Annotated in this window: 9 protein-coding genes; 6 read left to right on the top strand and 3 right to left on the bottom strand. The window is 75.0% G+C overall.

Going from position 1 to position 12,231, the window contains the following annotated elements; genetic code table 11:
- Window positions 1-222 precede the first annotated feature (222 nt).
- From ACFC1F_RS39775 to ACFC1F_RS39765, 3 genes are all read right to left on the bottom strand, one after another.
- Window positions 223-1,137 (bottom strand): hypothetical protein, encoded by a 915-nt coding sequence (locus ACFC1F_RS39775; protein WP_376166198.1) that lies wholly within the window; start codon window positions 1,135-1,137, stop codon window positions 223-225.
- A gap of 197 nt (window positions 1,138-1,334) precedes the next feature.
- A complete protein-coding gene (locus ACFC1F_RS39770; RefSeq protein WP_376166195.1) occupies window positions 1,335-2,342 on the bottom strand; it encodes an LLM class flavin-dependent oxidoreductase in 1,008 nt (335 codons plus the stop codon).
- Window positions 2,343-2,473: 131 nt separating this feature from the next.
- Window positions 2,474-3,883: a hypothetical protein gene (locus ACFC1F_RS39765; protein WP_376166192.1), complete on the bottom strand. Its 1,410-nt coding sequence runs from the start codon at window positions 3,881-3,883 to the stop codon at window positions 2,474-2,476.
- A gap of 944 nt (window positions 3,884-4,827) precedes the next feature.
- On the opposite strand from ACFC1F_RS39765, the gene ACFC1F_RS39760 reads away from it, so the two are divergent.
- The 6 genes from ACFC1F_RS39760 to ACFC1F_RS39735 all read left to right on the top strand — a co-directional run bounded on the left by ACFC1F_RS39760 (window position 4,828) and on the right by ACFC1F_RS39735 (window position 12,165).
- Window positions 4,828-6,144 carry a cytochrome P450 gene (locus tag ACFC1F_RS39760; protein WP_376166189.1) on the top strand — a complete coding sequence of 439 codons (1,317 nt, stop codon included), beginning with the start codon at window positions 4,828-4,830 and terminating at the stop codon, window positions 6,142-6,144.
- Window positions 6,145-6,196: 52 nt separating this feature from the next.
- The gene (locus tag ACFC1F_RS39755; protein ID WP_376166186.1) at window positions 6,197-6,595 is read left to right on the top strand and encodes a nuclear transport factor 2 family protein; all 399 of its coding nucleotides are present in this window, start codon (window positions 6,197-6,199) and stop codon (window positions 6,593-6,595) included.
- Window positions 6,596-6,690: 95 nt separating this feature from the next.
- Window positions 6,691-8,691 carry an AAA family ATPase gene (locus ACFC1F_RS39750; RefSeq protein WP_376166183.1) on the top strand — a complete coding sequence of 667 codons (2,001 nt, stop codon included), beginning with the start codon at window positions 6,691-6,693 and terminating at the stop codon, window positions 8,689-8,691.
- 224 nt (window positions 8,692-8,915) lie between these two features.
- Window positions 8,916-10,436: an MFS transporter gene (locus ACFC1F_RS39745; protein ID WP_376166180.1), complete on the top strand. Its 1,521-nt coding sequence runs from the start codon at window positions 8,916-8,918 to the stop codon at window positions 10,434-10,436.
- A 94-nt stretch (window positions 10,437-10,530) separates the two neighbouring features.
- Window positions 10,531-11,907, top strand: a complete 1,377-nt coding sequence (locus tag ACFC1F_RS39740; RefSeq protein WP_376166177.1) for a carotenoid oxygenase family protein — start codon at window positions 10,531-10,533, stop codon at window positions 11,905-11,907.
- A 30-nt stretch (window positions 11,908-11,937) separates the two neighbouring features.
- Window positions 11,938-12,165, top strand: a complete 228-nt coding sequence (locus ACFC1F_RS39735) for a hypothetical protein (protein WP_376166174.1) — start codon at window positions 11,938-11,940, stop codon at window positions 12,163-12,165.
- Window positions 12,166-12,231: the final 66 nt, after the last annotated feature.

Genomic DNA, 12,231 nt, shown 5'->3' with positions numbered 1-12,231 from the left:
GCTGCCCCAGGGCGGCCTGGAAGACCAGCGGGATCAGGTGCGACTCGGGGTCGTGGGGGGGGGCGGGGGGGCCGGACGGGGCCGCGCCCGGGAGGTTGGGGCGCCGGGAGGGGGGCCCGGCGGGGGGGGGGGGGGCGCGGGGGGCCGGCGCGGCGGGGTCGGCGGCCCCGCCGGGGGGGGCGCCCCCCCCAACCGGGGCGGGCGGCGCGGCCGCGAGGACCGTCAGGCGCCGGTCTCGTGCAGGCGGCGCAGGATCGCCATCAGCTCCTCGGGCGGGGCCACGGAGAACGAGCGGGTCGCCTCGTCGATGTGGGTCAACGAGGTCACGGTGCCCTTGCGCCACCAGTAGAGCCGGGGCGAGAGCGGACCCGGGTTGTCCTGGTGGGCGCCGAGACCGAAGGCCGCCAGGTCGTTCACCGCCTCGACCACCTGCCGGCCGGCCAACGGGTGGAAGACCAGGTAGTGCCGGCTCGGCACGGTGAACAGTGCGCCTTCCTCGGGCAGGTCGCGCCCGGTCACCGCACGGGCCAGGTCGGCCAGGACCAGGGCCTTGCTGGCGACGAACATCGACTCGCCGGAGACGATGTGCAGGGTGGCGCCGCCCCGGCCCTGGGCGACCTCGTACTCCACCGGCTCGCGCACCAGGTTGGCGCGCCCGGCCGCGCGCAGCGCCTCCAGCCCCACCTCGGCCACGGCCCGGTCGTCCAGCAGTCGCACGGCCTCCGGCAGGTCCAGCGCGAGCGCCTCCTGAAGCCCGGGGGCGACGCGGCGCACGTAGCTGAACGAGGCCGCCGCCTCCGGCGGGAACGCGTCCTCGGGCAGCAGGCGCAGGTAGGCCGAGCGGAGGATCTGCTCGGAGCCCTGCGGGGTCGCCGCCTCGGCGCCGTCGAGGGCGCGGAAGTGGTGCTCCACCAGCCGGTGCCACTCGCGCGGGTCGGCGCGTCGGCACAGCTCGGCGAGGTTGTGCAGGGCACGCGTGCCCTGCGGCGCGTGCACGGTGTCACCGGCAACGGTGACCCGGGGGTCTCCGGCGTGGTGCCGGCGCACGAGGTCTCGCAGATGGTCGGCCTGGTCGGTCGTCAGGGCCGGGAGGTGCGGGTCGTGCTGGGGCGTGGCCTTGGAACGGAAGAACTTCATGATCACGACCCTACAAACCCGGTCGGACAGGCGATGACCGGGGGCCGGGCGGGCTTGAAGCCGCGTCCGCCGGCGGGCGAGAGCGCGTCCCCGCCGGCGGACTCCCCCGGGCCGAGGCGCAGGGCATCGTGGAAGGGGCACAGCCCACCGAGAGCACAGGGCGTCGTGGAAGGGGCAGGGCCCGCCGAGCACAGGGCTCAGCGGAGGCGGACGGCCTCGGCGAGGAGCCGGTAGGAGTCGAGGAGCGCCGCTCGGTCGTAGGTGCTGGTGGTGACGAGGAACTCGTCGGCCCCGGTGCGCGCCATCAGAGCGGTGAGCTCGGCCGCGGCCTGCCGGGGCGTGCCGGCGATGTGGCCGCGCAGGGACTGCTCGTACGCGGCGCGCTCGCGCTCCGTCATCTCCCGGGCCAGGACCTCCGCCATGGGGGCGAGCGGCGGGAACTCGCCGTGGGTACGGGCGTGGGCGCCCGACCAGGCCTCGGAGACCAGGAGGTCGCGCGCCTGCTCGGGCGTCCCGGCGACCGCCACCGTGCCCGAGACGACCACGTACGGCTCCGTGGCCTGTGCGGAAGGGCGGAAGCGGGCGCGGTAACGGTCGATGGCCGCCAGCATCCGGTCCTCCCCGCGGACGGCGGCGATCACCAGCGGGAGGCCCGCGTCCGCGGCGAGGTCGGCGCCCTCGCCGGTGGCCAGCACGAAGGCCGGGACGTGCAGGCCCTCGGAGGGCCGGGCGTGGACGTCGCGGTGCGTGCGGCTCGCCCCGTCGAAGTAGGCGAGCAGCTCCGCCAGCTGGGCCGGGAAGGCGTCGGCGGCGTCCTTGTCCCGGCCGAGTGCGCGCCGGACACCGTCGGTGAAGGCCACCGAGCGGCCGAGGCCCATGTCGATCCGGCCGGGGAACAGCGCGGCGAGCACGCCGAACTGCTCGGCCACCACCAAGGGCTGGTGGTTGGGCAGCATCACGCCGCCCGTGCCGACCCGGATCCGGGTGGTGGCCCCCGCCACCGCCGCCGCGAGCACGGTCGGCGCCGAGCCCGCCACCCCCGGCACGCCGTGGTGCTCGGACACCCAGAAGCGGTGGTACCCGAAGCCCTCGGCCTCCCGGGCGAAGGCCACCGTGTCGCGCAGCGCCTGCGCGGGCTCCTGCCCCTGCCGCGTCCGGGAGCGGTCGAGGACGGAGAGACGGATCGCAGGCGCTGCAGTGGTCACGTCGGCAGCAACGACCACCGTCCCGGATCTCATTCCCCGGGCGCCGGACGGCCGGCGAGCCGCCTCACCCCGCCTTCACCGCCCCTCCCTCACCGCCCCTCCCTCACCGCCCCTCCGTCACCGTCCCTCCCTCACGGCCCCGGCCGTCCGAAGCCGGGGCCGGGGCGGTGCTCCTCGCAGAACCACCCGCCGGCGTAGGGCCGGGCCGGCGCACCGCACGGGGTCGTGCCCGCCGAGCAGACGTGCGGGCGCAGCGGGGCGATCGGCGGCCGCTCGGGCCACGCCGGGGCCGTGGGCGGCACCGTGGCGGGCTGGGCGGGGACGGGCGGCACGGTGGCGGGCCGAGCAGGGGCGGGCGGCAACCTGAGGGGCTCGCCGGTGTCCCGCGGCGGGAGGGCGTCGAGGCGGCGGTGCCCGCGCTCGACCCGGTCCAGGACGCACTGCACCTCCCTGCGCCGGCGCAGGGAGGTGTGCCGCCGGCGGGGAACCGTCCCTGGGCCGGTGGTCGCATGTCCGGCCTGAACGTCGCCCCCGGAGCCGACCCTGGTCTCGGCCCCAGGACTGGCCCCAGGACTGGCTCCCGGACTGGCTCCCGGACCGGCCTCGGCGTCGAACTCCGCATCGAGCTCCGCATCGAACTCGGGCACGGACTCCGCCTCGGACTCGGGGTCGGCGAGGACCCCGCCGTTGTCGAGGAAGGCCTCCCGGTCGGCGGCGCAGGCCCAGAAGCGGTGCAGCCCACGGCCCGTCCTGACGGTGAGCGGAACGTAGGCACCGCTGGCGATGTCCCGGACGAGGTCGTCGAACTGACGGGGCATCGGATCCCAACGGGGGTGGCGGTGAGCGCAGTTGCCACTCCCCCGCCGCGAGCAGGGCCCCGGCCTGCGGTCGCACCGCTCCAACACGAGGGCCCGGACGCCACCGCGGACGAGCAGGTCGCGGTTGTCGCGGATGGCGGCGGCAGGAAGGTTGTCGGTGCGCGTCCAGTGGACGGCGTCGATCAGCGGCGCCCCGGCGTCGACCGTGTGCCAGACGGCGGTTATCCCGGCCGCGCGGGCGGCGGCGTCACGCTCGCGGGCCGTTCCGGCTGCGAGGTAGGACAGTTGGGGCCGGAAGCCGTACCGGCGACCGCCCGCACCGGTCACCAGCACCTCGGGCCGTCGCCTGCCGTCGCCGCCGACGGGCGCCACCTCGACCCGGTGACCGTCGCTCTCCGCGGCCCGGGCATACCGCTCCCGGTACGCCTGGTGCGCGTCGCTCTCGATGTCGTGGTGGCGACGGGACGGGTTGTGGTGGGCGGCGATCCGCAGGCCACCGCGTTCGTAGACGTACATCCACTCCGGCCGCTCCGGCCGGCTCGCCAGGCAGTCCGGGCAGTACAGGCCGCGCTGTTCGACGGGCCTGCGGTCGGCGAGGAGTTGCCGCCACAGGCCGGGGTGGGCGGGGTGTCCCAGGTCGTCGCGGTCGAGGTCGAGAACCGCGCCGACGCGCGAGCAGAACACCGGGTTGCGCTTGGGGACTTCACCGTCGAAATTGTCCATGGCATCTCTTTTCTGCCATCAACCACCGAGGTAACGGGCCTGACCTACGGGCTCCCCATGCCCCGTCGGCGGGGATGCCCAACGTGCCGCCCGCCGAATTCCCTTGGAATTCCCCCCACCCGCCGTGGATTGTCCGGAAACCGACCTCCGGCCGGGTCCGCGCCGGCGGACGTTCGGGAAACGCGCATCCGGGGAGCGAAGCGGGCGTCCGAGCAGCGGAGCGGGCGGCCGGTGTCGTCCGCCGTGAGGGGGCAGCACCGACGAACACCAAGTCCCGTCCGGCGCCCGGTGGCGCGCGAGGCGGGAACGTCCGCAGGTGTCCGGCCACCGCCCGAAGACGTCCAAGGCGTTCAAGGCGTCCAAGGTGCTCAAGGCGTTCAAGGCATCCGGAGGTGTCCACAGGTGTCCGCCCGACGGTCCGTCCGCGTCCGGAACGGGCATGGTACGAACCACCCTTGGCACGGGAAAGCCCTGGTTGCGCCGTTCGGGCTTCGGGTTATAGTGCCCACGTCAATGCCCGGGGGTGGGCCGGCTGCGGGCCGCCATCCCGACGGTGGACCCCGACGGGCCGCCCCGACGCAGGAACCGACGACGTTGCCCGGAGTGCGAGTTGCCAGCACGGCCACCGCGTGGAGCGCTGCGCTCCGCGGCCCGGTCGCGCCGCACGGGGCCCCGGACCGCCGCCCCCGTCCTCCCGCCGACTCCGGCCGCTGTTGCCGCCGTTGTCGCCGGAGATCCTCGTTCCCCTTGACGCCGGCCTGAGCACCCGGCCTGAGCACCCGGGCAGCGGATCCCGCCCCACGGACCGCCGCCGGACGCCTCCTTGAGCGTCGCCCACCGTCCCCGAGCTCCACCCCGAGCACCACCCGAGCACCACGTCACCGAAGCAGCACGTCGACCCCGCGCTCCCTGGGCGCCCGGTTCCCCGAGAGGTCCGCCCCGTCATGGCCGATCCCCGCTTCAGCATCCTTTCCGAGGAGTTCGCCGCCGCACCCGACCGGCACTTCGGTTGGCTGCGGGAGCACGCACCGGTGCACTACGAGCCGGCGATCGACAGCTGGTTCCTCTCCCGGTACCGCGATGTGCACCGGGTGCTGACGGACCATGAGGCCTTCACCACCGAGACGCTCCAGGTGCGCGCCGAGCCGGTGATGCGCGGGCCGGTCCTCGCCCAGATGACCGGGGCGGAGCACACCGCGAAGCGAAAGATCGCCGTCCGGGCCTTCACCGGGCAGGAGCTCCAGGAGCAGGTCCGCACGATCCGCGCCAACGCCGTCGAACTCCTCGAACCCCTCCTCGCCGGCGGGCGGATGGACCTCGTCAACGACTTCGGCAAGCCCTTCGCCGTCCGCGTCACGCTGGACGTCCTCGGCCTGGACCGGCGGGACTGGCGGCAGGTCTCCTCCTGGCTCGCCGGCGTGGGCGAATTCGTCACCGCCATCGAGCTGACCGACGACCGCCGCCGCGTCTGCCTGGACCTCGCCCGCGAGTTGGAGGCCTACCTCGTCCCGGTCGTCGAAGAGCGCCGCCGTCACCCCGGCGCCGACCTGATATCCGCGCTCTGCACGGCCGGGTTCGACGGCATCACGATGAGCACCCGCGACGTGATCGCGCTGATCATCAATGTGCTGGTGGCCGCCGTCGAGCCCGCCGACAGGACCCTCGGCCTGCTCTTCAAGCACCTGATCGACCACCCGGAGCAGCTCGCGCAGGTCCGCCGGGACCCGGCCCTGGTGTCCGCCGCCATCGCGGAGACCCTGCGCCGCACCCCACCCGTCCAGCTCATCCCCCGACTGGCGGAGCGCGACGCCGAGTTCGCCGGCACGGTCGTCCCGGCGGGCGCGACGGTCTTCTGCATGATCGGCGCGGCCAACCGCGACCCCGAGGCCTTCACCGACCCGGACACCTTCGACCTCCACCGTCCGGACCTCGGCACCGCCCGCTCGTTCACCGCGGCCGCCCAGCACCTGGCCTTCGGCACCGGCCTCCACCAGTACGTCGGCGCGGCCTTCGCCCGCGCGGAGATCGAGACCGTGGCCGCGCTGCTGCTCCCGTTGCTCGACCGGGTCCGCTACAGCCCCGGCTTCGTCTACCGGGAGACCGGCCTCTACACCCGCGGCCCCTCCGCCCTGTCGCTGGACTTCACGCCCGTCCACGCCGCCACTCTCCACGCCACGACCCGCCACACCAGCACTCGCCACACCACCACCGGCCGCGCGGCCCCGTCGACGAGCCCACCGCGGGCCCCCGTCCACGGATGACGGTCCGGACCACCGCCCGCACTCCACCGACCCCTCCTGGAAGAAGACCGAGATGACCGCCACCGACATCACCCGGGCCCTCAACGACCTGCTGCTCGCCCCGGACCCGGACCTCCCCCTCGACGAGGCCGTCGACCGGCACTTCACCCCCGACTACCGCCAGCGCACCAACGGCGTGTGGAGCGACCGGGCGGCCTTCGTCCAGCACATGACCCGGCTGCGCTCCCTGGTCCGCAGCGGGCACGTCGAGGTCCACGACGAGCTCCGCGACGGCGCACGCTACGCCGACCGCCACACCGTCACCGTCACCCGGCGCGACGGCCGCACCTCCCGTACCGAGGTGTACCTGTTCGCCCGGTTCGCCGCCGACGGGCGCTTCGAACTCGTCGAGGAGACCACCCTGCTCGTCTCCGGCGACGAGGACGACCGGAACCTGGGACTCGTCAGGTGAGGCAGCGCGGATCCGACAACACGACCGACACGACCGGGCCAACCGGACTGACCGACTGACCGGGCCGACCGCCACGAGGGGAGAGGAGCCGTCACATGGCCTCCGTCAAGCAGAGACTGAGCAGCGCACGCGCCCAGGCCTTCATCGGCCGCGACGAGGAACTCGACGGCTTCGCGCACGCCCTGGCCGGCGACCCGCAGGCACCGTTCGCGTTCTACGTCGTCGGCCCGGGCGGCATCGGCAAGTCGACGCTGCTGCGCCGCCTCGCGGACCACGCCCGCGCGACCGGGCGGCTGCTCCTGGAGCTGGACGGCCGCTTCGTGAGCCGGGACCCGGCCGACTTCGAACGCGCCGCCGCGCCGTTCCTCGACGTCCCCGGGACGGTCCTGTCGGTCGACTCCTTCGAGCACTGCCAGTGGCTGGAGAGCTGGCTGTGGCAGCGCTTCCTGCCCCGCGCGGCCGACGACACCCTGGTCGTCCTGGCCGGCCGCCACGCGCCGCAGCCCCAGTGGACCGCCGACCCCGCCTGGTCCGGGCTGCTGCGGGTCGTCGAACTGGGGCCGTTCTCCGAGTCGCAGGCCCGCAGCCTGCTGTCCAACGCCCAGGTCCCGCCCCAACTGCGCGAACGCGTGCTGCGGTTCGCCGGCGGCAACCCGCTGGCGCTCTCCCTCGCCGCCGCCGCCAGGGAGGCCAACTGGAGTCGGGAGGGTGTCTGGGCGCCCTCGGCCGACGTGCTGCGCACCCTGCTCTCCGGCCTCGTCGGCGAGGTGCCGACCGCCGCCCACCGCCGCGCCCTGGAGGTGGCGGCGCAGGCCCGCGCGACCTCGGAGGAACTGCTCGCCACCGTCCTGCCCGGCGAGGACGCCCACCTGCTCTTCGGGTGGCTCAGGGGCCTGCCGTTCATGGAGTCCACCCACCGCGGCCTCCACCCGCACGACGCCGCCCGCGAGACGCTCGCCGCGGACCTGCGCTGGCGGGCCCCCAACGCCTTCGTGGAGATGCGCCGACGGCTGGCCGAGGAGTACCTGCGGCTGCTGCGCGAGGCCCCCGAGGAGCGGGTGTGGACCGTCACCGACGAGCTCTTCTACCTCTTCCGCGAGGGCGAGATGGTGGCGCGGCTGCGCACCTGGTCGCGCGAGGAGGAGGTGCACGACCGGCCGCTGTGCCCGGAGGACCTCGACGTCGTCCTGCGGATGGCCGCCGAGACCGAGGGCCCGGAGTCCGCCGACCTGGTCCGCTACTGGGCGCAGCGCCAGCCGCAGGCGTTCAGCGTCTACCGGCTCGTCAGCACCGGACGCATCGTCGCGTTCACGGCCCGGCTCGCCCTGCCCGCGCCGGCCGACCCCGAGGACCTCGCCACCGACCCGGTCGTGGCGGCCGCGTGGGCGTACACCGACGCCACCGTGCCGGTGCGTTCCGGCGAGCACATCGGCATCAGCCGGTTCTCGGTCTACCCCGAGCGGTACCAGGTGCCCTCGCGCGTGATGGACCTCAGCTCCTCCCGCGCCCAGGCCGAGTCGGCCCGCGCCCGGGCCCGCGCCTACGGCTTCGCCGTCTGGCGGGATGCCGACACGTGGGCCGCACGGGTCAGGGGCAGTCTCGACGACACCGGTGCGCGGCCGCGGGTCGGCGCGCACACCTACGGCGTGTTCGGCGTCGACTGGCGCCAGGTGCCCGTCGAGACCTGGCTGCGCCACTTCATGACGTCGACGCCCGTGCCGGTCCAGGCCGGGCCGTCGGGGGTCTCGCGCACCGCGTTCGACCACGCCGTGCGCGAGGCCCTGGCCCACTGGCGCGACGCGGCGGCGTTCGCCACCTGTTCCCTGCTGCGCAGCCGCCTCGCGGCCGACCTCGACGAGCCCGTCGAGGAGTTGCGCGCCCTGCTCCGCGGGGCCGTCGACGACCTCGCGCAGGATCCGCGCGGGGCCCGCGCCCGCGAGGCCCTGACGGCCGGCTACTTCTCCGGCGCGCCCACCCAGGAGGGCGCCGCCCGTCGGCTGGGCCTGCCGTACGGGACGTACCGGCGGCATCTGCGCCAGGGCCTGGACCTGCTCACCGAGGCGCTGTGGCAGCAGGAGCTGCACGGCCCTCAGTGATCAGCCCTCAGTGGCCGGGCCCACTGACCGGCGCGGACGGACCGGCCCTCGCTGGATAGTCCGCACCGTACTGGACGGACGGGCGCCGCACCGTCCGAAGGGACGGCCCCGCACCGTCCGGAGCGTCCGGACCGTCCGGGGGTGGACAGGTGCGGACAGTGGTGGACAGTCCCCGGACCCGACGGGCCTGGCACGTGGACAGCGGCCGGCCCGAGTCTGCGGCCATGAACGTTGCACCTGCACCGAAGACGCCGGCACCAGGCCGGTCCCGCTCCCCGGGAGCCGCGCTCGCGGCGCTCGCCGGGGCCCAGTTCACCGTCATGGTCGCCACCTCGATCGTGAACGTGGCGCTCCCGCAGATCCGCGCCGGGACCGGCCTCTCGGACGGCGCCGTCACCTGGGTGGTCAACGCCTACGGCCTGGCGTTCGGGGCGCTGCTCCCGGCCGGCGGGCGGGCGGCCGACCTGCTCGGCCGCCGCCGGGTGCTCACCGTCGGGCTCGCGCTGTTCGCGGCGGGCTCGCTGGCGGCGGGCCTCGCCACCGCCCCGGGGCCGCTGATCGCGGCCCGGGCCGTCCAGGGGCTCGCCGCCGCGGCGATCGCCCCGGCGGCACTCGCCCTGGCGATGGCGCAGTTCCCCGGCGGCACCGGGCGCGGCAGGGCGTTGGGGGTGTGGGGGGCGGTCTCCGGCGCGGGCGGGGCGGGCGGCGTCCTGCTGGGCGGCGTGCTCACCCAGGCGTGGGGCTGGCCGTGGATCTTCCACTCGGTCGCGTTGGGCTCGGCGCTGGTGCTGGCCGCCGTGGCGGTCCTCGTCCCGGCGGACTCCGGTCCGGTGACCGGTCGGCAGCCCGCGGGGGCGGCCGGACGGTTCGACCTGGCGGGCACCGTCACCGTCACCCTTGCCCTGACCTGCCTGGTCTGGGGCCTGACCACCGCACGCGGCGCCGGCTGGGACGACGGTCCGGTGCTCGCTGCCCTGGCCGCCGCCGCCGTCCTCCTCACCGCCTTCGTCGTGATCGAGCGGCGCCGGCCGGACGCCCTGATCCCGCCCCGGCTGTTCACCACGGGCCGGGTGGCCTCCGGGAACCTGCTGATGGCACTGCTGGGCTCGGTGTGGATCGCCCTGTTCTTCTTCCTGCCGCTCTACCAGCAGCAGGTCCTCGGTTCGGGGCCGCTGGCCACCGGGGCGGGCCAACTCCCGCTCGCCGCCGCCAATATGATCGGCGCCACGCTGGCACCGCGACTGGCCCGGCGGCTCGGGGCGACCGCGACCACGACCGCCGCCCTGCTCACCGAGGCCCTCGGTCTGCTGTGGCTGTCCCGGATCGACGCCGGGGGCGGCTACCTCACCGACATCCTCGGCCCGAGCCTCCTGGTCGGTCTGGGCCTCGGCATCGCCTTCGTCCAGCTCACCGGGCTCGCCGTGGACGGCGTCCCGCCGGGGGACGCCGGGCTGGCCGGCGGGCTGGTGAACACCACCCGGCAGGTCGGCGGCGCGATCGGGCTCGCCGTCCTGACCACCCTCGCCGGCTCCGTCACCGGCCACGCGGCCGCCCGGGGGCACCTGGAGGCACTGACCGCCGGGTACCGCGCGGCCTTCGCGGTCTCCGCCGCGGTCCTGGCCGCCACGGCGCTCCTCACCGTCCTCCTGGCCCGCTGCACCGGCCGGACGACGACCGATGCCACCGCGGCCCCCGGGGCCCGGGTGCGGCCCGACGGCCGCGCGGCCCGCACCGGGCACGCCTGACCGTCACCACCTTCGCCGCAGTCTCCACCGTCACGACCTCCACCACATCCACCACATCCACCACAGTCTCCACCGTCACCGAAAGGGATCTGCCATGACCGCCTCCCAGAAACCGCCGTACCTGACCGGCCACTTCACGCCCGTCGCCGACGAGCTCACCGCCACCGAACTGACCGTCGAGGGCACCCTGCCGCCCGAGCTGACCGGCCGGCTGGTCCGCAACGGCCACAACCCGAAGCCGGGCGTCACCCCGACCCACTGGTTCAAGGGCAGCGGCATGGTGCACGGCATCCGGCTCCGCGAGGGCCGCGCCGAGTGGTACCGCAACCGCTGGGTGCACACCCCCGCCCTCGACGGCGCCCCGTACATGACCGAGCACGGCCCCGACCTGACCGCCTCCGTCGCGGGCACCCACGTCATCGAGCACGCCGGGCGCCTGCTCGCCCTGTGCGAGGCGAACCTGCCGTTCGAACTCACGCGGGAGCTGGACACCGTCGGTGCCTACGACTTCGAGGGCAGGCTGCGGACCGCGATGACCGCCCACCCCAAGGAGGACCCGCTGACGGGCGAGCTCCACTTCTTCGGCTCCTCGCCCCTCCCGCCGTTCCTCACGTACTACGTCGCCGACGCGAAGGGCGCGATCGTCCACAGCGTCGAGGTGCCGGACGCCACCGCCTCGCTCAAGCACGACTTCGCCATCACCCGCCACCATGTGGTCTTCGTCGAGGGCAACGTCACCTTCGACCCCTCCGAGCACTCCGGCATCCCGTACGGCTGGAGCGACGAGCAGCCCGCCCGCATCGGCGTCATGCCGCGCGGGGCTGGCGGCGCCGGGAAGATCCGCTGGTTCTCCATCGAACCGGGCAACATGCTGCACGTCGCGAACGCCTACGAGGACGACCGCGGCCGCATCGTCCTGGAGGGCCCCACCGTGGACCGGGAGGGATTCCGGCTCTCCTGGAACTGGTGGGTCGGCGCGCCCGGACGCGGCAGTGAGCCCGGCTCCCGCTCCTACACGCGGCGTTGGGTGGTCGACCTGGCGGCCGGCAGCGTCGACGAGCGGATCGTCGACGACCTGCCGGTGGAGTTCCCGACCCTCAACGAGGCGTACCTGGGCGCCGAGAACCGCTACCAGTACGCCGTCGCCTTCCCCGACGAGCAGGGCTTCGGCGGCTACGGCGTCGTCAAGTACGACCGGGTGACCGGTGCCCGCCGGATTCGCCGGATCGGCGACGCCCGGCTGCCCAGCGAGGCCGTCTTCGTCCCGGCGGCCGGGGCCACCGGCGAGGACGAGGGCTACCTGCTCACCGGCGTCTCCGACCTCAAGCAGGACTCCTCGCAGCTGCTGGTCCTCGACGCCTCCGGCCTCGACAACGTCGCCACCGTCCACCTGCCCCGCCGGGTGCCCGGCGGCGTCCACGGCTCCTGGATCCCGGACGGCGACGCGGACGCCCGGACCGGCCGCGGCTGACCGGACCGGCCTCGGCCGACCGGACCGACCGTGCGCGCCGCGCACCGCGGCGGCGGCCGGATCACCGTCGAAACCGTCTACGCCGGCCACCTCAGGGGCGCACCCGAGGCCTTCGCGGTGCCGATGACCACCGTTCTCGACCTCGACGGCCACGGCCGGATCGGCTCGGACCAGGACCAGGACCAGGACCACGACAGCCTCGCCAAGCTCCTCACCCGGTCCGGCCTGCCCGCCGACTGGACTCCGCCCACCCCCTGACCGTGCTCTTCCTCTGATGCGAACACCCCGCACCCCCGCCCCACCCCGGGCCGGGGGCGGGCGCCC

It is taken from the genome of Kitasatospora sp. NPDC056181, from assembly GCF_042266225.1.
GTDB lineage: Bacteria > Actinomycetota > Actinomycetes > Streptomycetales > Streptomycetaceae > Kitasatospora.
This window is presented reverse-complemented; position numbering and strand designations above follow the sequence as displayed.